Raw genomic sequence first — 24,083 nt, 5'->3', positions numbered from 1 at the left:
CAAGGGGCGGTCACCGCACGACCACCCGATCAACCGGGGCGGTGAGCGCACACACCGCTTCCGCGCGTGCGCTCACCGCCGCCATGAGGGCGCTGACCGCACGCAACGGCCTGGCGCGTGCGCCCACCGCCCACCATCCACAGCCACCGGGCCACCACGCCACCACGCCACTGCACCACCGGGCCACCACGCCACCACGCCACCGCACCACTGGGCCGCCGGGCCACCACGCCACCGCACCACCACACCACCGCACCACTGGGCCGCCGGGCCGCCGGGCCGCCGGGCCACCGCACCACCGCACCAGGCGCACCAGGCGCACCAGGCGCACCACCGCACCAGGCGCACCACTGGGCCGCCGGGCCGGCGCACCACCACGCCACCACGCCACCGCACCACCACGCCACCGCACCACCACGCCACCGCACCACCACGCCACCGCACCACCACGCCACCGCACCACCACGCCACCGCACCACCACGCCACCGCACCACCACGCCACCGCACCACCACGCCACCGCACCACCGCACCACCGGGCCGGCGCACCACCACGCCACCACGCCACCACACCACCGCACCACTGCACCACCGCACCACCGCACCACCGCACCACCGCACCACCGCACCACCGCACCACCGGCCGGATCTTGGGCGATCTTCGACACTCTGGGGTGCGGAGTCACCCAAGATCTGGGTATGGGCGGCCTGCAGGAGGCGGAGCCGGGCTCGATCGCCGAGGCGTTCGGAGCACTGGCCGGCGTCAGGCCTGCTCAGGTCGGTAGGCGACCTCGAAACGCTCGAAGAGGACCTCCTCGGTCTCCTCGTCGAACGCGCCGCCGCAGACCCGGGTGAAATAGGCTCGGTGGGCGGCCAGCCACCCGTCGCGGGTGCGGTCGTTCTCGCCCTCGGCGTGCGCGAAGTCCGCGGTGACGCTGAGGAACGGGCCCAGGCGCAGCGACACCGTGCGCAGCACGACCCGCGGCTGCCCGGCGCCGTCGCAGACGATCCAGTGGACGCCGATCCGGGGCAGGGGCGAAGCGCCGAACTGCCGCACCAGCGACGCCGTGGCCCGCTTGTGGCCGGAGAGCACGAGTTCCAGCAGGGCGTCGGCGAGCGGGGCGCTGTCGCCGAAGCGCTCGACGGTGTACTCGCCGGTCAGGCCGGACGCCTGCCAGAACGAAGCGGCAGCGGTCATATCGAGTGGGGACACAACACCATGTTGATCTAGATGACGGATTCAGGACAACTCGGCGTCGGGTGGCGGGTCCAGCATGGAGCGATGCCCCTACGTCACTGGCTGGCCGCCGGCTTGGCCGTGCTGCTGTCACCCAGCCCCGCTTCCGCCGCACCCGCGGAGCTCGACCCGTTCGACGCCGTCGACCAGTTCATCGGCACCGAGTTCGACACCACCCAGAACAAGAGCAACGACGCGTACGGCAACACGTTCCCCGGCGCCGCGCTCCCGTTCGGCATGGTGCAGCCCAGCCCGACCACCTACAAGCCCGGCAACGCGCTGGTCGGCGAGAAGGGCGGTTACGAGTACACCGCGAACCTGATCCGCGGCTTCGGGATGACCCGGTACTCGGGGACGGGTTGCACCGGGCGGTACGGCGGATACGAGTTCCCGACGATCCCGTACGCAGGCGACACCCTGCCGGTGAACCCGTCCGCCGACATCAAGGGCTACTACCTGGGTTTCGACCACGCGAACGAGGTGGCCGAGCCCGGGTACTACCGGGTCACGACCGACAACGGCATCACGACCGAGCTCACGGCGACCACCCGCACGGCCGTCGCGAGATACGACTTCGCCGCGAAGTCCACCCTGATCGTCGACGTCAGCGGCCCCAACAACCGCACCTTCGGCAGCGAGGTCACGATCGACCCCGCGACCCGGACCGTCAGCGGCTGGATGTTCGGCGCCGACGTCTGCGACGTGGGGAACACCTACAAGGCGTACTTCTCCACGACCTACGACCAGCCGTTCACCGGTTACGGCACGTGGAACGACGCCGACCTGACCCCCGGCAGCACGCACGCCGTCAAGGCCGGGACCGACACGAGCGTCGACTACCGGCACGACACCGGCGCCTGGGTGACGTTCGCCGACGGCGTGGCGGTCACCGCGAAGACCGGCTTCAGCTATGTGAGCGTCGCGAACGCCGCCGCGAACCGTGATCGCGAGACGAAGAAGAAGACGATCGAGGACATCCGCGGCGACGCGAGACGGGCCTGGGAGAAAGCCCTGGGTACGGTCGACGTCAAGGGCGGCACGGACGAGCAGCGGATCAAGCTCTACACCGCCCTCTACCACTCGTTCCTGCACCCCAACATCCGCGACGACGTCAACGGCGAGTACCTCGGCTACGACAAGCGGCTGCACACGATCGGCAGGAACGAGCACTTCTACCAGAACCTGAACTTCGCCGGCTCCGGCTGGGACATGTACCGCAGCCAGGCCCAGCTCATCGCGCTGACGTTCCCGGACGTGGCGCAGGACCTGAGCCGGTCGATCGTGGCGATGGTCCAGCAGACCGGATCCTGGGCGCCCGGCACGGCCCGCATGCAGGGCGACAACTACCAGGTCGTCCTCGCGACCCTCGATGACATGGGCGCCACCGGCTACGACCGTGAGGCGGCGCTGGCGAGCATGGTGGCGACGCAGAGGCTGCCGGCCACCCGCACCACCCGCAGCGAGGCGTTCCAATACTTCGCCACCGGGATGATCGAGAACCGGAAGGGCGACTTCGCCACCTCCCGCGTCCTCGAGTACGCGGTCGACGACTTCGCGATCTCGCAGCTGGCGGAACGGCTCGGCGACACCGCGAACCGGGACTTCTTCCTGGCCCGCTCGCAGAGCTGGATGAACGTGTTCGACCCGGTGACCGGGCACATCCGGCCGCGCGAGCGCACCGGGTTCGACCGCTCGTTCGACCTGCGGGTTCGCGAGGACGGCGCCGGCCGGGGCCAGTTCAACCAATCCACCGGCTATCAGTACGGGTGGATGGTGCCCCACAACATGGCGACGCTCATCGCGAAGCGTGGCGGGGCGGACGCCGCCACGGCCGCTCTCGACGTACTCATGGCTGATCTTGATTCTGGGGCTTACACGAAGACCGGGAACTATCTGTCGAACCAGGCGGCGTTCGGCACGCCCTGGGTCCATCACTGGCTCGGTCAGCCCGCGAAGACGACGGACGTGCTCTACCGGGCCGTCACCGAGATGTACGACACGACACCGTCCGGCCTGCCCGGCAACGACGATCAGGGTTCGCTGAGCGCCTGGTACGTCTTCGCCAACATCGGCCTCTATCCGGCGATCTACGGCACCGGGGATCTGCTGGTCAGCGCGCCGATGTTCGACCGCGTCACGATCGGCAAGCTGAAGATCAAGGCGCACGGGGTCGCCGCCGGCAAGCGCTACACGACGGGCCTGCGGGTCAACGGCAGGACGCAGCAGGCGAACTGGATCCCGGCGCGGACCACCGGCACTCTCGACATGACCGTGTCGGCCACTCCGGGTGACTGGGGGAAGGTCACGCCGCGTTCCTGGACCGGCGGCGCCGACGCGCGCAACAACATCGGGACCACGCCGGACGGTCAGGGCAGCCTCGGCTCCCTCGACCTCAGTGACTGGTCGCTCTCGCGCCCGCAACTGGCTCAGGCCGGCGCGGCACCGGGCGCGAAGATCGGTGCCTTCACCTGGCCGGATACCGCTCCCGGCGAGCCGGACAACTGGATTCCGCACGGCCAGCGCATCGATCTGCAGGACGCCGCCGCGACCAGCGTGTCGTTCCTCGGCCTGGCCACCAACGGACCGGCCACGGGTGTCGCGCGCGTGGAGTACACCGACGGCACCAGCCAGGACGTCTCGGTCACCTTCGGCGACTGGGCGGCGGCCGCGCCCTCCGGCAACATCGCGATGGTCACCCTCGGCGGTCGCAACAACGCCGGCGGTACGAGCGGAAGCGGCACCTTCCGGATCTTCGCGACCACGCCGGCCGCCCTCGATCCGACGAAGATCGTCGATGCCGTGGTGCTCCCGGAGTCCACCGACCGGGGTGTGATGCACGTGTTCGACGTCGCTGTTTCCTGACAATCACCCGTCGGGGATGAACCAGGGCTGGGCGTCGATGTCTAGCGTCCAGCCCTGTGACGGCTACCGAGACCACGACCACCCAGAAGCTGACGCTGCTGACGATGACCTCGATGGTCGTCGGCGGCATGGTCGGCGCCGGCGTGTTCTCGCTGCCCCGGCGCTTCGCCGAGGAGACGGGCGTCATCGGGGCGCTGATCGCGTGGCTGATCGCCGGTGCGGGCATGCTCATGCTGGCGTTCGTCTTCCAGACCCTCGCGATGCGGAAACCCGATCTGGACGCCGGCGTCTACGCGTACGCCAAAGCGGGTTTCGGCGAATATCTCGGCTTCTTCTCCGCCTTCGGGTACTGGGCCAGCGCCTGCGTCGGCAACGTGACCTACTGGGTCCTGATCATGTCGACGCTGGGCGCGGTGGCCCCGGCGTTCGGTGACGGCGACACGCTGCTCGCCGTGCTCTGCTCGACCGCCGGCATCTGGCTCTTCTTCTACCTGGTGCAACGCGGCGTGAAGGACGCCGCGGTGCTGAACCGGGTCGTGACGATCGCCAAGGTCGTACCGATCCTGGTCTTCGTCCTGCTCGCCCTCTTCGCCCTCGACCCGGCGGTGTTCGCCGGCAACCTGCGCGGCGGCGTCGGCTACGGCTCACTGTTCGAGCAGGTCAAGGGCACGATGCTGGTGACCGTCTTCGTGTTCCTCGGCGTCGAGGGCGCGAGCGTCTACTCCCGGCACGCGAAGCGGCGGCAGGACGTCGGCCGGGCCACGATCCTCGGTTTCCTCAGTGTGTTCGCCGTCTTCGCCTCGGTGACGATCGTGTCGTACGGGATTCTGCCCGCCGCCGAGATCGCGCAGCTGCGCCAGCCGTCGATGGGCGGCGTCCTGGAGGCGGCGGTCGGGCCCTGGGGCAAGGCGTTCGTGAGCGTCGGCCTGGTCGTCTCGGTGCTCGGCGCGTACCTCGCGTGGACGCTGATGGCCGCCGAGGTGCTCTACGTGGCGGCCAAGGACGACGACATGCCGCGGTTCCTCGGGCGTACCCGGCGCGGCGACGTGCCGTTCCCGGCGCTGCTGCTCACCAGCATCCTGGTGCAGGTCGTCCTGATCATCACGTACTTCTCCGAGGACGCCTTCAACTTCGCGCTGGACCTGACGAGCGCGCTGAGTCTCATCCCGTTCCTGCTTGCCGCCGGATACGCGCTGCGCATCGCGGACAAAGCCGGCGAGAAGGTCGTCGCGACGCTGGCCGTCCTCTACACGATCTTCCTGCTCTTCGCGGCCGGGCCGAAGTTCATCCTCGTCTCGTTCATCGTCTACGCCCCGGCCACGCTGCTCTTCGTGAAGGCCCGCCGGGAGCAGGGCCGGCAGCTCTTCTCCGGCCGGGAACTCGTCATCCTCGCCGTTTCCGTGATCGGCGCCGTCGCCGGCATCACCGCGCTCGCCGCGGGCTGGATCTCCATCTGAGAGGGGCACCATTCATGTCCACGAACTTCGGCGTGTACTCGGAGGTCGGCCGGCTCCGCAAGGTCCTGGTCTGCTCCCCCGGCCTGGCCCACCGCCGGCTCACCCCGACCAACTCCGACGACCTGCTCTTCGACGACGTCATGTGGGTGGAGAACGCGCAGCGCGACCACCTGGACTTCGTCAACAAGCTGCGCGGCCGGGGCGTCGAGGTGGTGGAGCTGCACGACCTGCTGGCCGAGACCGTGGCGATCCCGGAGGCCAAGGCCTGGCTGCTGGACCGCAAGATCGTGGCGAACGAGGTGGGCCTCGGGCTGGTCGAGGACACCCGCGCGTTCCTCGACGAGCTCAAGCCCCGTGAGCTGGCCGAATTCCTGATCGGCGGACTCGCGACGAGTGATCTGCCGGCCGACTTCCGGCCCGGCTACGTCGCGCTGGCCCGGGAGGCGACCGGCGTCCGGGAGTACCTGATGCCGCCGCTGCCGAACACCCTCTACACCCGCGACACCACGTGCTGGCTCTACGGCGGCGTCACGCTCAACCCGCTCTACTGGCCGGCCCGGCACGACGAGACCCTGCTCATGAAGGCGATCTACCAGTTCCACCCGGACTTCTCCGGCGCCACGGTGTGGTGGGGCGACCCGGAACAGGACTGGGGACTCGCGACCTTCGAGGGCGGCGACGTCATGCCGGTCGGCAACGGCGTCGTGCTCGTCGGAATGAGCGAGCGGACCTCCCGGCAGGCGATCACGCAGGTGGCGCAGTCACTCTTCGCGGCCGGCGCGGCCGAGCGGGTCGTGGTGGCCGGCATGCCGAAACTGCGGGCGGCGATGCACCTGGACACCGTCTTCACGTTCGCCGACCGGGACATCGTCACGCTCTACCCGAACATCATGGACGGAGTACACACGTTCTCGCTCTATCCGGGGGATCGCGGCCCCGAGGTCGTCGACGAGGGCGACCGTGGATTCACCGAGGTCGTGGCGGAATCACTCGGTCTCAAGGCTCTGCGGGTGATCGAGACAGGCGGAGATGTGTACGCCTCGGAGCGCCAGCAGTGGGACAGCGGGAACAACGCGGTGGCCGTCGAGCCCGGTGTGGTCTTCACCTATGACCGCAACACCACGACGAACACCCTGCTGCGGCGGGCCGGGGTGGAGGTCATCACGATCGTCGGCGCCGAACTGGGCCGCGGCCGCGGTGGCGGGCACTGCATGACCTGCCCGATCAGCCGCGACCCCGTCGACTTCTGAGATGTCCTTCAAATACGAGGCGCTGGTCTTCTTCCTGGCGCTCTTCGCCCTCTACAGTCCGGTCGCCGCGCTCTCCTCCTATCTGCCGTACGTCCGCGGGTACAGCCATGCCCAGCAGGTGCGGCTGGCCCTCGGGCTGGCGGCGAACGCGTTCGGGTTCGTGCTCATCGCGGTCTGGGTCGGCGAGCCGCTGCTGGAACTGCTCGGCATCAGCACCGCGGCGCTCACCGCCACCGGTGGTATCGCGCTGATCCTGGCCTCGGTCCCGCTGATGCGCGGGACCACCGCCGAAGCCGTGCCCGATCCGGTCCCGGTGCCCGCCGCCGGCACCTTCGACCCGGCCCTGGACCCGGTGCAGGCCACCCCGCCCGCGCCCCCGCCCAACCCCAAGAACGTCCTGTTCACGCCTCTGACGTTCCCGCTCACCGTGGGCGGCACGACGTTCGCCTTCGGGGTGGCCGCGTCCGCTGACGCCGGTGACGTCTCCGGGCGGCTGTGGCTGACCCTTGCGGCGCTGGCCTACGGCATCGTGACCGGCGTGACGTTGTACCTCTCCGGTCATGTGGAACGCCGCATCTCCGCCCAGGCCGCCGCGATGCTCGACCGGGTGGCCGGCATCCTGCTCACCGCCATCGCCGTGATCCTGCTGGCGAACGGCTTCACCGACCTGGTGACCGCTCGCCTAGGTCTCTAGCGCCTAGATTGGGCGCATGGCAGCGGTCATCATCACCACGCAGGACTGGGACGCAGGAGCGGGGAAGCAGCCCCGGCACGAAGGGGTCGAGTTCTCCGGGCTCGACCTCTGCGAGACCGACCTGGCGGGCATCGAGTTCGACGGCTGCACGTTCCGCGACGCCCGGTTCAACTGCTCCCAGCAGGCCGACGTCGCGTACCTGAACTGCACGTTCGTGAACTGCAACTTCTTCGACGCGGTGTTCACGAACTGCAAGACGGTCGGCAGCCACTTCGAGCGCTGCACCTTCGACATCACCACGATCGACGGTGGCGACTGGTCCTTCACCAGCCTCCTGCGCGCCGATCTGGGCAGCGCCACCATCACCGGCGTCCGCATGCGCGAGGCCGATCTGACCGGCGCCCGCATCCGCAACGGCACTCTCCGCGACTGCGACCTGTCCGGCGCCACCCTGACAGCGGCCGACCTCACCGCCTGCGACCTGCGCGGCTCCGACCTGTCAGCCCTCAACCCCACCGAGACCGAGATCCGCAACGCCGTCATCACCGCCGACCAGGCCACCACGATCGCGATGGCCCTGGGCCTGCAGATCCGCGACTGAGCGGCGGGTCAGGTGCGCGGGGCCGGTGCGTCGCGGCCGGTGCCGGCCTTGAAGCGGGCCGCCTTGTGGGTGCCGTCGCAGAAGGGCTTGATGGCCGAGCGGCCGCAGCGGCACAGGGCGACGGTGCCGCGACCGGGATCGATCGGGGCGCCGTCGGGCGTGCGCAGCTCGAAGTCGCCGCGCACGATCAGCGGCCCGTCTTCGTAAGGGACGATGGAGGCGGTCACGCCTGCCGGAATGCCCGCCCACGGCAGCCCGAAACCGATCGTTTGAGCCGCTCCAGCCGGGGAAGCCTGTCGGCCATGAGACTTCCGTCCGCCCGCGGTCCCGTGTCGGCCGCACTGATCGCCTACCTGACCGGCGAGAGCACCACGATCGCCATCGATGCCGATCCGGACGATGACGACGACCTGCACCTGACCTTGTTCACCTGCTACGAGCTGGCCTATCGCGGCTGGGACGGCGTGGACGACGCGTTCGAGTGGGACCCGGAGGTGCTACGGCTGCGGGCCGTCGCCGAGAAACGGTTCGAGGCGCAGCTGCACGATCTGGTGGGCGCGCCCGGGCCCGCCGACCCGGCCACGGTTCCGGCGGTGCTGCGGGAGCTGGCCGACGCCGACGGCGGGCCGTCGCTCTCCGGGTACCTGCGCGGGCGGGCCACGTACGACCAGTTCCGCGAGTTCGTGACGCAGCGCTCGGTCTATCACCTGCGCGAGGCCGACCCGCACACCTGGGCGATCCCCCGGCTGGGTGGCGACGCGAAGGCCGCGCTCATCGAGATCCAGCTGGACGAATACGGCGGCGGCCAGACCCCGAAGATGCACCAGGAGCTGTTCAAGCAGACGATGCGCTGGTTCGACCTGGACACCACGTACGGCGCGTACGTCGACGTGGCCGGCACCCGCACCCTGGCGAACAACAACCTGATGTCGTTCTTCGGGCTGCACCGCCGGAACCGCGGCATGATCATCGGGCACCTGGCGGCGTACGAGATGACGTCGACCCAGCCGAACCGGGCGTACGGCAACGGGCTGCGCCGGCTCGGCGGCGACCCGGTCGCGACGGCGTTCTACGACGAGCACGTGGAGGCCGACGCGGTGCACGAGCAGATCGCCGCGCACGACATGGCCGGGGCGTTCGCCCGGGCCGAACCGGAGCGGGCCGGTGACGTGCTGTTCGGCGCCCGATGCGCCCTCGCCCTGGACGCTCTCTGGGCTGAGGACCTGCTCGCACGCTGGGACCTTCGTACCGGGAGAATGGCTCTGGCCGCATGAGCGCGCTGTTGCAGCTGGCCAAGGAGCTGCATGCGGCCGGCTATCGCTTCACCACCGTCACGCCGGCCACGCATGAGCGCGTGAACCGCCGGCCGGAGAACGCGCACGCCCGTGACCTGCGCGGCGTCTTCGGCTGGAGCAGGCCGTTCGGCCCGGGCGTGCTGCCGCCCCTGATCGTCGAGCTGATGGACGCGGCCGGCGTGCTGGACCGGGACGAGGACGGGTGGCGCAGCCGGGTCCGCTTCTCCACCTATGACGGCGAGCTGTTCGTGCACTCGGCGTTCCCGACGGACGCGGAGGACTCGGTCTTCTTCGGCCCGGACACCTACCGGATGGCGAACGCCGCGGCGACGGCCGCCGAGCGCGGACGGGACCACCTGAGAAGGGCCGTCGACATCGGCTGCGGCACCGGCGCCGGCGCCATCGCGGTGGCGAAACGCGCGCCGGACGCCGAGGTCTTCGCCGTCGACATCAACGACCGGGCGCTGCGCTACACGGCTCTCAACGCGGAGCTGGCCGGGGCCGGCAACGTCCGTCCGGTGCGCAGCGACCTGCTCAGCGGCGTGGACGGCGACTTCGACCTGATCCTCACCAACCCGCCGTTCATGATCGATCCGGCCGGGCGGGCGTACCGGGACGGCGGCGAGCACGGGTACGAGCTGTCGTTGCGGATCATCGATCAGGCGGTGCGGCGGCTCACTCCGGGGGGCGAGCTCGTGCTCTTCACCGGCACCGGGATCGTGGACGGGCGGGACCCGTTCCAGGAGGCCGCCGCGGAGCGTCTGGCCGGCTCCGGGCTGACCGTCGAATACCGTGAGCTGGACCCGGACGTCTACGGTGAGGAGCTGGACGGGCCCGCGTACGCACACGCCGAGCGGATCGCCGTCGTGCTCCTGACCGCACGCGCTCAACGCCCGGCCGTAATACTGGAGCAATAACCGCACGCCGGCTTCACAGGAGATATCTGCATGACCGTGTCCGGGTTCGCCGACCTCCAGCTGCGTCCCGAGCTGCTGCGAGCACTCACCGACCTCGGGTACGAGGAGCCCACGCCGATCCAGGCCGAATCGATCCCACCCCTGCTCGAAGGGCGTGACCTGCTGGGACAGGCCGCGACCGGCACGGGCAAGACCGCTGCTTTCGCGCTGCCGGTGCTGCAGCGCCTGGCCGGCCGGGACGACGCCGACACCCCGGCCGCCCTGGTGCTGGTGCCGACGCGTGAGCTCGCCATGCAGGTCTCCCAGGCCTTTCATCGGTACGCACGAGACCTCGGTGCGAGGGTCGTCCCGATCTACGGCGGGCAGCCGATCGGCCGTCAGCTCCAGGCCCTGGAGCGCGGTGTCGACGTGGTGGTCGCCACACCGGGCCGTGCCCTCGATCACATCTCCCGTGGCACGCTCGACCTGAGCGGCGTCCGCACGGTCGTGCTCGACGAGGCCGACGAGATGCTCGACATGGGCTTCGCCGAGGACATCGAGGCGATCCTCGTGGAGACCCCGGAAGAGCGGCAGACGGTGCTCTTCTCGGCGACCATGCCGGGCCGGATCGACGCGATCGCCCGCCGGCATCTGCGCGAGCCGGTCCGCATCCAGATGGGGCGTGCCGAGCCGGAGCCGGGCGAGGCCCCTCTCGTACGGCAGAGCGCCTATGTGGTGGCCCGCGCGCACAAGCCGGCCGCCCTCGGCCGGGTCCTCGACGTGGAGGCGCCGACCGCGGCGATCGTCTTCTGCCGCACCCGCGAAGAGGTCGACCAGCTCACCGAGACGCTGAACGGGCGTGGCCAGCGGGCCGAGGCGCTGCACGGCGGGATGAGCCAGGAGCACCGCGACCGGGTGGTGAACCGGCTGCGCGACGGCCGGGCCGACCTGCTCGTCGCCACCGACGTGGCGGCCCGCGGCCTGGACATCGACCGGCTCAGTCACGTGGTGAACTACAACCTGCCGGCCGCCCCGGAGACGTACGTGCACCGCATCGGCCGGGTCGGCCGCGCCGGCCGGGAGGGCACCGCGATCACCCTGGCCGAGCCGCGTGAGCACCGGATGCTCAAGGCGGTCGAGCGGACCACCGGGCAGCGGATCGCCCTGCAGAAGGTGCCGACCGTCGCCGACCTGCGCGCCCGCAAGCTGGAACTCACCCGGGCGGCCCTGCAGGAGAGCCTGCTCACCGACGACCTGGAACGCTTCCGGGTGGTGGTGGAGACGCTCACCGACGAGTTCGACGTCATGGAGGTGGCGCTCGCCGCGGTGAAGCTGGCCCACGAGATGAACGGCGGCGACCTCGACGACGAGCAGGACATCCCGGAGTTCACGCTGCGTCCGGATCGGGATCGGAAGGACGCGAACTCCCGCCCGGGCGCCCGCAAGGGGGTCAACACCACCCGGGTGTTCATCAACTCGGGCCGCAGCAACCGGATCCGGCCGCAGGACCTGGTCGGCGCCATCACCGGGGAGACCCGGCTGAGCGGGCGGGACATCGGGGCCATCGAGATCGCGGACCGGTTCTCGCTGGTGGAGGTGCCGGCCGACGCCGCCGACGAGGTCATCACCGCGCTGCGGCACGCCTCGATCCGGGGCCGCAAGGTGCTGGCCCGCCGCGACCGCGACAAGGACAACAGCCGCCGGCCCTGATCACCGCGCAACCGGTGTCAGGTCCCTCAGCGCCGCGTCCGGGTGAGGCGGCGTCTTCACCCGGAACGCGGCGGCCGCTGCCACCAGGCACGCCGCCGCGCCGGCCAGCAGCGCCGCGCGCGGGCCGCCCCAGCCGCTGATCCAGCCGGTCAGCACGCTGCCGATCGGCGTGGTGCCGATGTAGACGAACACCCAGAGCGCCACGATCCGGCCCCGGTACTCGGGCGCGGTGTGCAGCTGGATCGTCGTGGACGCCAGGGTCGTGAACGCGAACGCCGCCGCTCCGGTGATCAGCAGCGCGGCCGAAGCGGAGAGCACGCCGGGCGCGACCGCCACCGCGATCATGGCGAGGCCGAAGACGAACGCCGTCCGGACCAGGTAGATCCGGCGCGGATGCCGGATCAGGCCGACACCGAGCGAGCCGGCGATCGAGCCGACGCTGAGCATGGTGGAGAGCAGGCCGTACGTCCCGCCGTCGCCGTGGAACGTCTCCTTCGCCAGAACCGGCAGCACCACCGGGAAGTTGAAGGCGAGCAGCCCGACCACGGACATCATGGCGAGCGGGACGAGCACCTGTTCACGGCCTCGCGCGTACCGGATCGCGTCGGCCACTCCCCCGGACCGCGCCGAGTGCCGGGCCGCGGACAACGGCCTGATCACCAGCAGGGCGGCGATCACCGCGAGGTACGAGATCGCGTTGACCAGGAAGCACGGGATCACGCCGACCGCGACGATCAGGATGCCGGCCAGCGCCGGTCCGACGACCCGGGCCGAGTTCATCACGACGCCGTTCAGGCTCACCGCGCTGGCCAGGTCGTCCGGCGGGACGAGCGATCCGACGAACGCCTGCCGGGCCGGCGAGTCGACGATTCCGACGACGCCGCCGAGCACGCTCACCACGACGACCAGCGGGACCCCGGCGTGGCCGGTCGCGGCGAGCGCCCAGATCGAGGCGGCCAGCACCGCGTAGATCGCCTGCGTGACGATCAGCAGCCGGCGCAGGTCGAAGCGGTCGGCGACGCCGCCACCCCACGGCCCGAGCAGCAGCGCCGGCAGGCCACCGGCGGCGAGCACCAGCCCGAGCGCCGACGCCGAGCCGGTCAGCTGGAGCACGAGCCAGCCGACGGCGGTCTGCTGCAGGAAGGTTCCGCTCGCGGACGCCACCTGACCCGCGAAGTACCAGCGGAAGGGCACGGATCGCAGTGCCCGGAAAGTGTTCATGGCGCGGCCTGTACCCCGGCCGTGACGGGCGGCGAACCGGTTGGTGATGCAACGCTCAGGCGGGCGGCTCGGGCAGGCTGCCGGTCTCCAGCAGGTGCGCGGCCACCTCGGCGACCTTGCGACGCTGGTTGCGGGACGTGCTGCGCAGCAGGGAGAACGCCTGGTCCGGGCCGGTGTTGCGCTGGGCCATCAGGTAACCGACCGCGCGTTCGATGACGACGCGGTAATCGAGGGCGTACTGGAGCTGCCCGGCCAGCTCGCCGGCCCGGTGCGCGGCGAGGGCGGCGCCCAGCATCGACTCCAGCAGGTCGGTGTAGCGCTGCAGGGCGTTCGCCTCGGCCTCGCTCCAGGCGTGCGGCGTGTCCCGGAAGACATCCAGGGTGCCGACCGGAACGCCGCCGAGCCGGACCGGCGCGCCGAGGACCGACACGACGCCGTTGCGCAGGAACGTCTCCCGGATCAGCGGCCACCGGCCGTCGGTGTGCAGATCGTCGGTGTGCACCACGTCGTTCGTCACGAACGCAGCGACGCACGGGCCCTCGCCGGCGGTGCTCTGCGAGCGTTCCATCACCTCGCTCTGCCGGTTGCTGGCCGCCACGTACCGCAGATCGTGCTGCTCGTCCGCGATCATGAGGCCGCTGCCGTCCACCCCGAACAGGTCGGCGGCCGCGTGGATCACCTCGCCGACCGCCGAGGCGATGTCGTGTTCCTCCCGTTCACCGAGCCGGCGCAGGCTGGCGGCGAGGGCTGCCGGGTCTATCGCGGACATCGGTCCCGTACCCCTTCCGTTCAGTCCAGCCGCAACCGGGTCATCGGCGCCCCCACCCGGACCGGGACCGGGAGCGCCGCCCGAACCGGTGTACCCGGATCGGCCGCCGGCAACTCCCGCGACAAGCGGTGTTTGAGACCGGCATCAGTGGGAAAGACCGGGACACCCGACTGTTTCCGCCCTGTGTCCGCGGACGACGTTTCGAGAGGAAACGACGTATGTCCGCGAACACCCACGCCGGCACGCCCCTGGAGAACCTCGATCTGGCCGCCGAGCGGTACGCCGCCGAGCGCACCCGATGCACCGGCGACGGGCCGGGCCGCCGTCTGCGCGACGAGATGATCCGCACCGCGCTGCCGATGGCGGACCGCCTGGCCCGCCGGTACCGGGTGGGCCGGGAGCCCGCCGAGGACGTCCTGCAGGCCGCCCGGCTGGGCCTGGTGAAGGCGGTCGAGCGGTACGACCCGGAGCGCGGCTCCTTCACGGCGTACGCCGTCCTCTGCATCACCGGTGAGATCAAGCGGCACTTCCGGGACCACACCTGGACCGTGCACGTGCCACGCCGGCAGCAGGAGATGGCGCTCACCGTGCACCAGGCCGACCTGGAGCTCGCCACCGAGCTGCGCCGCCGGCCCACCGAGGCCGAGGTGGCGGCGCGGTGCGGCATCGACCGCTCCGAGCTGGCCGCCGCGCGGCTGTCCGGCGCCGGGTACCGCGGCATCTCCCTGCAACAGCCGATCGGCGCCGACGGCGGCGAACTGGCCGACCTGTTCGGCGATCGGGACGCCGCCGTCGACCGGGTCGCCGACGCGGTGAGCGTCGCCGGCCTGCTCCGCCGGCTGCCGGCCCGGGAGCGGCAGATCCTCACCCTGCGCTTCCACGGCAACCACACCCAGACCGAGATCGCCTCGGCGCTCGGCCTCTCCCAGATGCACGTGTCCCGGCTGCTGAGCCGGACCCTGGGCTGGCTGCGCACGGCGCTGATGTCCGACACGGTCCCGCCGTGGCCGGGCGGCCCCGAGCCGGCGACCGACGGCCGTGTCCGGGTGAGCGTCACGAAAACCGACGGGCCGGTACGCCTGCGCGTCCGTGGCGAAGTGGACCGGGACAACGCGGACCAGCTGCGCGAACCCGTGCTGGCCCTGGTGCGTCAAGCCGCGCCGGGCACCCGGATCGTCCTCGACCTGACCGGGGTGCCCCTGCTCGACGCGACCGGGGTCCGGATTCTGCTCGCCGTGCACGAGGCGGCCCGGGTCCGGCGGGTCGCGGTCACCGCCACCGGGCTTCAGCCGTACGTGCGAAGGGTCGCCGAGATCGCCGGGCTGCGAGCCCTGCTGGAGGCGTGACGCCCGGAATCGAACGCCTAGCCGGTGACCAGCGAGTCGTAGAGGTTGGTCACCTCGAGGACCATCCGCACCATCGGGCCGGGCTCGCGGATCCGCAGCGTGACGTCCTTCGCCGCGGCCGCGCGCCGGGCCGCCACCAGGACGCCGAGCGCCGACGAGTCGAGGAAGGTCACGGCGCTCATGTCGACGTCGAGCCGGGTGCAGTCGCCGCTGTCGAGGGCCTGCTGGAGCACCTGGCGCAGGACCGCGGCGTTCGCCACGTCGAGGTCACCCTCCGGGGCGAGAACGAGGGTGTCGTTCTCCTTGGCGATCGTCCATTCCATCGACACAGTCCTCCGTTGGTCAGTGAAGCTGTGGGAGCGTACCCATCGGAACTGTAGGTGAAACCACTAGCCACGGCCGCAGGCAGTGCTCGATGGAGGCGAGCTGACGGGACGGCTCGGCGAGCGGTGACCGCATGATGGCGAGCGCCTGCTGCCCCATCCCGACGGCGAACAGCACCTCCGCCACGTCGTCGATCGGCGTGGCGGCGATCAGCTCACCGTCCTCGACGGCCTCGGCCAGGTGGGTCCGGACCAGGGCGCTCCACTGTTCACCCACGTCGGCGCCGGCGCTGATCCGGCTGCCCTCGGCCAGCCGGCCCCAGAAGCCGACCACCACGTACGCCTCATCGACCGTCTCCTTCTCCAGCGGGCAGATCTCGTGGAGCATCGCCCGGACGGCGGCGAGCCCGCGCAGGCCGGCAGTGAACGCGGCGAGCCGGGCGTTCGTCCGCTCCGAGATCCGCTGATAGGCCGCCGCCGCCACGTCGTCGAAGCCGTCGAAGTAGTGCCAGAGCCCTCCGGCGCCGACGCCCAGCTCGGCGGCGATGGCCCGGCTCGTGGCGGCCGGCATGCCGTCGCGCGCGACGACCGCGAGGTACGCCTCCACGATCTCGTTGCGGCGCGCATGATGGTCGACGATCTTCGGCACGGCTCCATTCTGGATCACCTGGGCCGTACATGAAGAATTTACGTGTCGGAACCAGCGCACTGACCAGCACATTCCAGCAGGCATCCGGGCGAAAGTGGAGGATCCTTGCTGGCGAAGATCAAGTCACGACGCTACCGTGTGGTCGCACGTCGGTGAGGTGGAGAAAGCCGCCTCCCGGTCGGTGCTTTCTGCTGCCCAGATTGGATGAACGTGGCGCCATCACCGGCCGACCAGTCGACCGAAACTCCGGGGCGCACGCGACGTCAGCAGTCGATCAAACGACGCGTCGTCCGCCTGGTCCTCGTCCCCAGTGTCGTGGCGCTGCTCATCTGGTTCGGCGCCTCCGGCTACCTGATCTTCCAGGGCTTCTACAACCGCGCCATCGCCATCTCGGTCCGTGAGGTGTCGATCCCGGCGGTGTCCGCCCTCTCCTCCATCCAGCAGGAGCGCCGGCTCAGCGTCGCGTACCTGGCTCGGCCGTCGACGAACCTGAACGCCCTGCTCGAGCAGCGCCGCCAGAGTGACCAGCAGCTCGACGAGCTGCGTGAGGTCGCCGACGGCGCGCTCAGCGCCGCCCCCGCCTCGATCAAGAACCAGTGGTCGACGCTGGTCGGCTACCTCGATCAGATACCCACGCAGCGCAGCGCGATCGATGCCCGGTCCACCACGGCGTCGCGCGCGTACGACTTCTACAACGAGCTGCTCGACGCCGCGACCGCGATGTTCGACACCCAGGCCCGGATCACGCCGGACTCCACGGCGGCGCTGGGCGGCGTCACGTCCGTCGAGCTGTTCAGCGCCAGCGACGCGATGTCGCGGGCCGCCTCCACGATGGACGGCGCGTACGCCGCGAAGACTTTCGGCCGCGCCGACTACCTGGACTTCGTGAGCCTGGTCAGCGAGTACCGGGCCACGCTGGAGGAGATCCGCGACAACCTGGAGCCGACCGTCCGCGAGCGGCTGCAGACCATGGAGGCCAGCAGCGCCTGGCAGAACCTGAGCGCCGCGGAGGACTCGATCATCGCGTCCGGCCCGTGGAAGAAGAGCGTGCCGAACGCGGTGACCATGAACCGGGACCGCTGGGCCATGGTGACCGGCACGGTCTCGCAGAGTCTCGTCGACCTGACCATCGACGAGGCCGACCAGGTCTCCGCCCGCACCCTGCGCACCGGCAACAACCAGCTGCTCACCGCACTGGCCGGCTCGCTGGTGGCGCTCGCGATCGCGATCGGCGTCATCTTCTGGGCGCTGCGCTCGTCCGCCGTGCTCGTCGACCGCGCCCTGTCGACCCGCCTGTCCCGCCTCGGTGAAGACGCCGGCGCGCTGGTCGACACCCGCCTGCCGGCCGTCATGGACCGGCTGCGCAAGCGGGAGGCGGTGGACCTGGAGACCGAGTTCGCCGCGAAGGACTACGGCGCCGACGAGATCGGCCAGGTCGCCGACGTCATCCACCGCTCGATCACGGTCGCCGCGGAGGCCGCCGTCGACGAGGCGAAGGCCCGCGCCGCCGGCACCGCGATGCTCATGGGTGTGGCCCGCCGCCCGCAGCGCCCGCTGCAGCGCGGCCTCAAGGTGATCGAGGACCTGCAGGGGCAGATCGGCGACGAGAAGCTGCTGACCCACCTCTTCGACATCCACCACCAGCTCAACCAGACCCGGCGCTTCCTGGAGAACCTGGTCATCCTCGCCGGCGGGCAGATCGGACGCCGGTTCTCCAAGCCGGTGCCGCTGCGCCGGGTGCTGCTCGCGTCGTTCGCCGAGGCGCGCGACTACCAGCGGATCAACCTGCGCGGCGCGACCGACGTGGCGCTGGTCGGGTACGCGGTCGCCGAGGTCATCCACCTGATGGCCGAGCTGCTCGACAACGCGCTCGCCTTCTCGCCGCCCGGCACCACCGTCTGGGTCACCTCCAGCCGCGCCCAGCACGGCGTGGCGGTGGAGATCGAGGACGCCGGCGTCGGCATGAGCCAGGAGAACATCGACCGGGCGAACACGCTGCTCGCGACCGCTCCGACGCCCGAGGTGACCGAGCTGAAGGACGGCTCGCAGGTCGGCCTCTACGTGGTCGCCGAGCTGGCCAAGCGCGAAGGGCTGCAGGTCAGTCTGCGGCGGTCGGCCTACGGTGGTCTGCTGGCGATCGTGCTGCTGCCCGAGCGACTGCTGATCAGCAACAGCGAGCCGGACGAGGACACCGGCGCGGTGATCACGCCGGTTCCCACGCCCGCCGTGCCGCCGGCCCGGGAGGAGGGCCCGATCGCGGTCCTCGAGAAGCCGGTCCGCGTCGAAGTCCAGCCGGAGAAACCGAAGCCGGTCACCCGTACCCCCGCCGCTCTGGAGAAAGCGCAACCAGGCTCCAAGCCGCCGCTGCCGCACCGCCGTCCCCAGCAGCACCTGGCGCCCGGTCTCCGGGAGACCCCACCCGGGGAGCCGGAGGCTCCCGAGCCCGCGCCCGCTCCGCGCTCACCGGAAGAGGCACGTAACCGGTTCGCGCGGTACCAGCGAGGCTGGGCCGAGGGTCAGAACGCACCCACCGAAACAGAAACCACTTTTGAGCAAGGCAGGAACGAATGACCCACCCGGCCTCTTCCATCGATCTGCCCTGGATGTTGGACGACCTCGTCGAGGTTCCGCAGGTCGTCTCCGTGGTCGTGCTCTCCACCGACGGCCTGATCGTGCAGAAGTCCACGCAGATGCAGCAGGACCTCGCCGAGATCCTGGCCGCCGGCGCGTCCTCGATGTACAGCGTCGCCGCCGGCACCGGCCGTCACTTCAAGAGCGGCGGCGTCCAGCAGGTCGTGATCGAGTTCCACGAGCACACCCTGTTCATCGCGGCCGCCGGGCAGAACGCGCGGCTGGCGGTCCTCTGCGAGCAGGACGTGGACATGGGCATGGTCGCCTACGAGGTGAGCAGGCTCGTGACCCGCATCGGCGACTACCTGAGCGCGCCCGCCCGCAGTAATGACGGGTGAGGCCTGGGACGGCGACGACGAGACCGCGGCCGGCCGGTTCGTCCCGTTGTACGTCCTCGTCAACGGGCGGACCAGCCCTCGCGACACCAACCTGGACCTGGCCACCCAGGTGATCGCGGTCCCGGTCGACGCGAGCCGGCTCGAGCCGGAGTACCTGCAGATCCTCGGCCGCTGCGGCAGCTGGATCTCGATCGCGGAGATCGGCGCGTATCTGCACATCCCGCTGACCATCGTGAAGGTGATGGTCGACGTGCTGCTGGAACAGGGCTACTTGGACAGCGGCGCCCCGGCGCAACACAAGGTCGTCGACATGCGGCTGCTCAACGCGGTCCTGGCCGGCCTTGAACGGCTCTGACGTTGTTCTCGCTGATCTTGGAGTCACTGTGAATCGCACATCGGTCAAGATCGTCATCGCCGGCGGCTTCGGCACCGGCAAGACGACCTTGGTCAGCTCGGTCAGCGAGATCGCGCCGCTGACCACCGAGGAGCTCCTGACGTCGGCGAGCATAGGCATCGACGACGTGACGGGTGTGGAATCGAAGACGCACACCACGGTGGCGCTGGACTTCGGACGAATCACCATAAGTCCGGATGTAGTGCTGTATTTGTTCGGCACCCCCGGCCAAGATCGATTCTGGTTCATGTGGGACGAGCTGGCCCAGGGCGCCCTCGGCGCGATCGTCCTCGTCGACACCCGCCGGCTGGACACCAGCTTCCCCGCCATCGACTACTTCGAACGCCGCGGCATCCCCTTCGTCGCCGCCGTGAACCGCTTCTTCGGCGAATGCGAATACACCGAGGACGAGATCCGCTCAGCGCTCGAACTCACCCCCGAGGTCCCGCTGGTCTGGCTCGACGCCCGCGACCGCACCTCGTCGAAACTCGCCCTGATCTCCCTGGTCCGGCATGCGATGGCCAGAATCCCCCAACCTTCTTAGTACGGCCACAGCCCGTCCCCGATGACATCGACGGCAGTCACCACCTGAACGCACGCGCGGGCGGCCCGTCCGGGCCGCCCGGCGACCACCGGCGATCGGTGCGCCCTCGCGCCCTTATCCGCCCACCGGCATCGCGACAAGGCGATACGTGGCCGCGACCGAGCCGTGCCCTTCGCCCGCCTGACAGCCGCCGCCCTGATCCCGGCCGTGCCGGCATTCCGCCTGCCCGTGGCCCGGCCCCCGAAGCCGGTGGGAACCACGACAACGCGCGAGGGCGGGCTTCGGCGGGGCGGGCTTGAGGGTGGGCGGGTTCCTCGTACGAGGTCAGAGGGGTTGGGTCATCCTGATGTGGTTGCCGAAGGGATCACGGAAGCCGCAGTCGATGCCGTAGGGGCGCTCGGTGGGTTCCTCGGTGAACTCGACGCCCCGGGACAGCAGGGTCTCGTAGGTCTTGCGGCAATCGTCGGTGGTGAGGATGTGGGTGCCGCACAGGGCGCCCTTCGTCAGCAGCGAGCGGATCTGGGCGGCGGTCTCGGCGGACATGGACGGGCCGCCGGGCAGGCTCAGCAGGATCTGGCGGTCGGGGTGGCCGGGGACGTTGACGGTAAGCCAGCGCATGAAGCCGAGGTCGGCGTCCGTGTTCACGTCGAGGCCGAGCTTGCCGACGTAGAAGCCGAGGGCCTCGTCCTGGTCGAGAACATAGATCTGGGAGTGCGTGATCGCGGTGAACATGCTGGTCACGCTACCGTCCGGCGGTCCGCGGAACTTATCCGAAACTGCTCAGTTGGGCCGCGTCCAGGCCATCGCGAAGCAGTTGGGCGCGGCGGGGAGAGGCGGCGACGACCTGCGGTACGCCCGAGGCGAGACACCCACTATCTCGCGAAATGTCCGGCTGAAGGTGCCTAGGCTGTTGAACCCGACTTTGTAGCAGATGTCCGTCACGGACTCCGGTGACGATCTCAGCAGGAACATCGCCCGCTCCACCCGCCGCCGCTGCAGATACCGATGAGGCGTCTCCCCGAACACCGCCTGGAATGTCCGCGTGAAGTGAGCAGGCGAAACGTGCGCGATCCGCGCCAGCGTGGCGACGTCCAGCGACGACGCCTAGGACCGGTCCATCGCATCCCGGGCCCGCAGCATCCGCCGATTGGTGTCCTCCACGATCACCGTCACACGATAACGCCGCCCCGCCCGCCCACTTCAGCGAAAGGGGGGCGGCAGGCGGGGCGGCGAGTCTTCTACAGCGGAGCGAGTCGCACCTTGAAGTGCCGCAGCAGCGGGGGCGCCGACACGATCCGGTAGCCGCGGATCCGCTCCGGATCCTTGGCGATGGCGCCGAGCACGGCCGCGACGTACTCGAAGTGCTCGGACGTGTAGACCCGGCGCGGGATGGCGAGCCGGACGAGCTCGAACGGCGCCGGGCTGACCAGACGATGAGCCGCGTCGAGCGTTCCCAGGTACAGCGACCCCAGTTCGGCCGATCGGATGCCGCCGTCGAGGTACATCTGGCAGCCGAGCGAGTGTCCCGGGAACTCGGCGGGCGTGAGGTGCGGCAGCAGGCGCCCGGCGTTCAGGTAGAGGGCGTGGATGCCGGCCGGCTCCACGATCGACACCCCGGCGTCCCGGATCATCTGGGCGAAGCGCTCGGTCTGCCCGGCCCGCCCGGCCAGGTAGAGGGGGTCGACGACCTCGCGCAGCCCGACGGCGAGACGTTCCAGGTCACGGCCGGAGAGCCCGCCGTACGTCGAGAACCCCTCGGTGGCGATCAGATTGGCCTCGCACTGGGCGAAGAGCGCGTCGTCCCGCAGCCCGATCAGCCCGCCGATGCCGGTGAGGCCGTCCTTCTTCAGGCTGATCAGGCACCCGTCGGCCAGCTGGAACGCCCGGGTGGCGATCTGCCGCGGCGACCATCCCTGGTAACCCGGCTCGCGCTGCTGGACGAGCCACGCGTTCTCCGCGAACCGGGCGGCGTCCAGGAAGAACGGGACGCGGTAGAGCTGGCAGAGGTTCCGTACGGCTTCGAGGTTGGCCATCGAGACGGGCTGGGCCCCGAGTCCGTTGTTGGTGATCGTCATGAGCACGACACCGACGTCGGAGGGCCCGGCCAGCAGCTCCTCCAGCGCCTGCAGGTCGATGTTGCCCTTGAACGGCTCCGGGGAGTCCAGGTCGAAGGCGGCGGCCACGGGCAGATCGACCGGCTTCCCACCGGCCAGGATCACGTTCGCATGCGTCGTGTCGAAGTGCGTGTTGCTCACGCAGATCTGCCCCGGTTTGAGCAGGCCGGAGAAGAGCACCCGCTCCCCGGCGCGGCCCTGGTGCACCGGCAGCAGGTGCGGATACCCGGTCAGGTCGGCGGCCTCGTCGCGGAAGCGGAACCACGAGCGCGCGCCCGCGTACGACTCGTCGCCCTGCGCCGCCGCGGCCTCCTGCGCCGCCGAGGTCGCCCCGGTCCCGGAGTCGGAGAGCAGGTCCACGGCGATCTGGTCGGAGCGCAGGTTGAACGGGTTGTACCCGGCCGCCTCGATCGCCTCCCGGCGCTCGGACGGCGACAGGAACGCGATCGGCTCCACCACCTTGATGCGATACGGCGGCGGCAGCGGAATTTCAAGATCACTAGACATTGAGCGAAACCCCTCGATAAGCCTCGGACGACAGGTAGACCGTCATGCCCGGCCGCGGTGGGCCGAGCCGCAGCGAGACGTGCGCGATCAGCCCGGCGTCGCTGTCCAGCGTGCGGCTGGTGACCGCGGCGATCGCCTTGTCCAGCACGGCCGGGTCGAACCGGTACCGATCGAGCAGCGGCAGCACCCGCTCGAGCGCCTCCTGGTCGTCGGTCACGTAGCTGCGGATCGGCACGTAGACGCTGTAGCCGTTGGGCCGGTCGGCGCCCTGGGTGATCGTGAAGCTGCCGACCAGCGGGCGCCCGGTGAACAGGGGCGTCCGCCCGGCCTGCTCACAGAAGCCGGCGACCAGCTCGGGATCGACGCCGTCCACCACCGAGGAGGCGCGGGCCACGTCCTCCGCCCGCGCGTCGTGGTGCGAGATGTAGAGCTTCACCCGGGCCTGCGGCCCATCGTGCAGATCAAGGGCGAAGAACGTCAGGCGGTCTCTGCGACCGAGTTCCGCCGGGCGGATTGCTTGGCTCAGCATCTTCTCGTACGCCGGACCGAGGCCGAGCCGATCGAGTGCCCGCCGCACGACATCCGGCGCCTGTTCGGCTCCGGACAGCTCCGGGTTGAAGTAGACCTTGAACTCGGGCGCCCGGCCGCTGCGGAACACCAGGGAGATCCAGAGGACGAAGTCGCCCTGCGGGTTCTCGGCGTCGAACAGGTCGCGGACCGCGTCGAGGCGGCTCGTGGAAAGCCCGAACCGCTGCGATTGGCGGCGCAGGAATTCATAGGTGGCGAGCGCGTTCGCGCGCACTCCCGGAGTGCTTCCGAGCGCCTCGGCGAGAATGCGCAGGGCCGGTGGCTCGCTCTCGTTGTACGCGATGGAGAACTCGACGGGCGTGTGGTCGTCGGAGACGTCGGAAGGCCAGGCCGGAGGCTCGCTCAACGGGCGGGAGCCGTAGTCGCCGAGCAGTTCGGAAAGAAGCTCCACGGGTGTCGCCGGATCCATCCCGACAACGTCGCAGAGCCGGCGCAATTGGCCGCCAAGGTGATCAAAAACAGACAAGTCCTGCATCACGACCCCTGTTATCCGCAGCCCGCCGGCTGCCCGGTCGTCCGACCCCCTACGGCCGACCTTCCCCGCTTTTTCTGCCACCAATCGTTATTTGGATCATCGCGTTTAGTCGAGTGCGACATAGATCACAGTGGACACATGTAACCGTCCGCAATGGTTAACGCGCATTTACCTGAGAGGATC

The 24,083-nt window shown here is 70.2% G+C and carries 24 protein-coding genes; 13 read left to right on the top strand and 11 right to left on the bottom strand.

What is annotated here, in order from left to right:
* Positions 1 to 10: 10 nt before the first annotated feature.
* Both EP757_RS42835 and EP757_RS21435 read right to left on the bottom strand, forming a co-directional pair.
* Complete coding sequence (locus EP757_RS42835) at positions 11 to 667, bottom strand: hypothetical protein (RefSeq protein WP_160165830.1); 657 nt, start codon at positions 665 to 667, stop codon at positions 11 to 13.
* A 95-nt stretch (positions 668 to 762) separates the two neighbouring features.
* The gene (locus tag EP757_RS21435) at positions 763 to 1,212 is read right to left on the bottom strand and encodes an ASCH domain-containing protein (protein ID WP_127548691.1); all 450 of its coding nucleotides are present in this window, start codon (positions 1,210 to 1,212) and stop codon (positions 763 to 765) included.
* A 69-nt stretch (positions 1,213 to 1,281) separates the two neighbouring features.
* Here EP757_RS21435 and EP757_RS21430 point away from each other — a divergent pair, with 69 nt between their 5' ends.
* From EP757_RS21430 to EP757_RS21410, 5 genes are read left to right on the top strand one after another with little or no spacing between them, the layout of a single operon-like run.
* Positions 1,282 to 4,098: a GH92 family glycosyl hydrolase gene (locus EP757_RS21430; RefSeq protein WP_127548689.1), complete on the top strand. Its 2,817-nt coding sequence runs from the start codon at positions 1,282 to 1,284 to the stop codon at positions 4,096 to 4,098.
* Positions 4,099 to 4,154: 56 nt separating this feature from the next.
* A complete protein-coding gene (locus EP757_RS21425) occupies positions 4,155 to 5,555 on the top strand; it encodes a basic amino acid/polyamine antiporter (protein ID WP_127548687.1) in 1,401 nt (466 codons plus the stop codon).
* 14 nt (positions 5,556 to 5,569) lie between these two features.
* Positions 5,570 to 6,805 (top strand): arginine deiminase, encoded by a 1,236-nt coding sequence (arcA, locus tag EP757_RS21420; protein WP_127548685.1) that lies wholly within the window; start codon positions 5,570 to 5,572, stop codon positions 6,803 to 6,805.
* Position 6,806: 1 nt separating this feature from the next.
* Positions 6,807 to 7,499, top strand: a complete 693-nt coding sequence (locus EP757_RS21415; RefSeq protein ID WP_127548683.1) for a MarC family protein — start codon at positions 6,807 to 6,809, stop codon at positions 7,497 to 7,499.
* A 16-nt stretch (positions 7,500 to 7,515) separates the two neighbouring features.
* On the top strand, positions 7,516 to 8,100 hold the full coding sequence (locus EP757_RS21410; RefSeq protein WP_127548681.1) for a pentapeptide repeat-containing protein: 585 nt from the start codon (positions 7,516 to 7,518) through the stop codon (positions 8,098 to 8,100).
* 8 nt (positions 8,101 to 8,108) lie between these two features.
* On the opposite strand, the gene EP757_RS21405 is transcribed toward EP757_RS21410, so the two are convergent.
* Complete coding sequence (locus tag EP757_RS21405; protein ID WP_127548679.1) at positions 8,109 to 8,327, bottom strand: CDGSH iron-sulfur domain-containing protein; 219 nt, start codon at positions 8,325 to 8,327, stop codon at positions 8,109 to 8,111.
* 75 nt (positions 8,328 to 8,402) lie between these two features.
* Here EP757_RS21405 and EP757_RS21400 point away from each other — a divergent pair, with 75 nt between their 5' ends.
* Genes EP757_RS21400 through EP757_RS21390 form a run of 3 tightly spaced genes read left to right on the top strand, consistent with a single transcriptional unit; the run spans position 8,403 to position 12,001 of the window.
* On the top strand, positions 8,403 to 9,374 hold the full coding sequence (locus EP757_RS21400; protein WP_127548677.1) for an iron-containing redox enzyme family protein: 972 nt from the start codon (positions 8,403 to 8,405) through the stop codon (positions 9,372 to 9,374).
* Positions 9,371 to 10,312: a class I SAM-dependent methyltransferase gene (locus tag EP757_RS21395; RefSeq protein ID WP_127548675.1), complete on the top strand. Its 942-nt coding sequence runs from the start codon at positions 9,371 to 9,373 to the stop codon at positions 10,310 to 10,312. The genes EP757_RS21400 and EP757_RS21395 overlap by 4 nt, the downstream gene beginning before the upstream one ends.
* 30 nt (positions 10,313 to 10,342) lie before the next feature.
* Positions 10,343 to 12,001: a DEAD/DEAH box helicase gene (locus EP757_RS21390; protein ID WP_127548673.1), complete on the top strand. Its 1,659-nt coding sequence runs from the start codon at positions 10,343 to 10,345 to the stop codon at positions 11,999 to 12,001.
* Here EP757_RS21390 and EP757_RS21385 read toward each other — a convergent pair whose 3' ends face one another.
* The gene (locus tag EP757_RS21385) at positions 12,002 to 13,222 is read right to left on the bottom strand and encodes an MFS transporter (RefSeq protein ID WP_127548672.1); all 1,221 of its coding nucleotides are present in this window, start codon (positions 13,220 to 13,222) and stop codon (positions 12,002 to 12,004) included.
* A 55-nt stretch (positions 13,223 to 13,277) separates the two neighbouring features.
* A complete protein-coding gene (locus EP757_RS21380; protein WP_127548670.1) occupies positions 13,278 to 13,991 on the bottom strand; it encodes a GAF and ANTAR domain-containing protein in 714 nt (237 codons plus the stop codon).
* Positions 13,992 to 14,209: 218 nt separating this feature from the next.
* Between EP757_RS21380 and EP757_RS21375 the strand changes: the two genes are divergently transcribed.
* Positions 14,210 to 15,337 carry a sigma-70 family RNA polymerase sigma factor gene (locus EP757_RS21375; RefSeq protein ID WP_127548667.1) on the top strand — a complete coding sequence of 376 codons (1,128 nt, stop codon included), beginning with the start codon at positions 14,210 to 14,212 and terminating at the stop codon, positions 15,335 to 15,337.
* A 17-nt stretch (positions 15,338 to 15,354) separates the two neighbouring features.
* Here the strand turns inward: EP757_RS21375 and EP757_RS21370 are convergent, their stop codons facing one another.
* Positions 15,355 to 15,660, bottom strand: coding sequence for an STAS domain-containing protein (locus tag EP757_RS21370; protein WP_127548665.1), 306 nt, complete (start codon positions 15,658 to 15,660; stop codon positions 15,355 to 15,357).
* Between the two features lie 19 nt (positions 15,661 to 15,679).
* A complete protein-coding gene (locus tag EP757_RS21365) occupies positions 15,680 to 16,309 on the bottom strand; it encodes a TetR/AcrR family transcriptional regulator (RefSeq protein WP_127548664.1) in 630 nt (209 codons plus the stop codon).
* A gap of 210 nt (positions 16,310 to 16,519) precedes the next feature.
* Here EP757_RS21365 and EP757_RS21360 point away from each other — a divergent pair, with 210 nt between their 5' ends.
* From EP757_RS21360 to EP757_RS21345, 4 genes are read left to right on the top strand one after another with little or no spacing between them, the layout of a single operon-like run.
* On the top strand, positions 16,520 to 18,880 hold the full coding sequence (locus EP757_RS21360) for a nitrate- and nitrite sensing domain-containing protein (protein ID WP_232050618.1): 2,361 nt from the start codon (positions 16,520 to 16,522) through the stop codon (positions 18,878 to 18,880).
* Between the two features lie 32 nt (positions 18,881 to 18,912).
* Positions 18,913 to 19,278 (top strand): roadblock/LC7 domain-containing protein, encoded by a 366-nt coding sequence (locus EP757_RS21355; RefSeq protein WP_232050617.1) that lies wholly within the window; start codon positions 18,913 to 18,915, stop codon positions 19,276 to 19,278.
* Complete coding sequence (locus tag EP757_RS21350) at positions 19,268 to 19,633, top strand: DUF742 domain-containing protein (RefSeq protein ID WP_127548658.1); 366 nt, start codon at positions 19,268 to 19,270, stop codon at positions 19,631 to 19,633. The genes EP757_RS21355 and EP757_RS21350 overlap by 11 nt, the downstream gene beginning before the upstream one ends.
* 28 nt (positions 19,634 to 19,661) lie before the next feature.
* Complete coding sequence (locus EP757_RS21345; RefSeq protein ID WP_127548656.1) at positions 19,662 to 20,216, top strand: ATP/GTP-binding protein; 555 nt, start codon at positions 19,662 to 19,664, stop codon at positions 20,214 to 20,216.
* A gap of 324 nt (positions 20,217 to 20,540) precedes the next feature.
* On the opposite strand, the gene EP757_RS21340 is transcribed toward EP757_RS21345, so the two are convergent.
* The 4 genes from EP757_RS21340 to EP757_RS21325 form a co-directional block, all read right to left on the bottom strand.
* Positions 20,541 to 20,948 carry a VOC family protein gene (locus tag EP757_RS21340; RefSeq protein ID WP_127548655.1) on the bottom strand — a complete coding sequence of 136 codons (408 nt, stop codon included), beginning with the start codon at positions 20,946 to 20,948 and terminating at the stop codon, positions 20,541 to 20,543.
* 48 nt (positions 20,949 to 20,996) lie between these two features.
* Complete coding sequence (locus EP757_RS21335) at positions 20,997 to 21,311, bottom strand: helix-turn-helix transcriptional regulator (protein WP_255435709.1); 315 nt, start codon at positions 21,309 to 21,311, stop codon at positions 20,997 to 20,999.
* Between the two features lie 143 nt (positions 21,312 to 21,454).
* A complete protein-coding gene (locus EP757_RS21330) occupies positions 21,455 to 22,837 on the bottom strand; it encodes a tryptophanase (protein WP_174262430.1) in 1,383 nt (460 codons plus the stop codon).
* The gene (locus EP757_RS21325) at positions 22,830 to 23,816 is read right to left on the bottom strand and encodes a tryptophan dimethylallyltransferase family protein (RefSeq protein WP_232050616.1); all 987 of its coding nucleotides are present in this window, start codon (positions 23,814 to 23,816) and stop codon (positions 22,830 to 22,832) included. The genes EP757_RS21330 and EP757_RS21325 overlap by 8 nt, the downstream gene beginning before the upstream one ends.
* Positions 23,817 to 24,083: the final 267 nt, after the last annotated feature.

The organism is Actinoplanes sp. OR16 (assembly GCF_004001265.1).
In the GTDB taxonomy this organism is placed as follows: domain Bacteria; phylum Actinomycetota; class Actinomycetes; order Mycobacteriales; family Micromonosporaceae; genus Actinoplanes.
The sequence above is the reverse complement of the archived record's forward strand: the minus strand, read 5'-3'. Positions and strand labels throughout refer to the sequence as shown.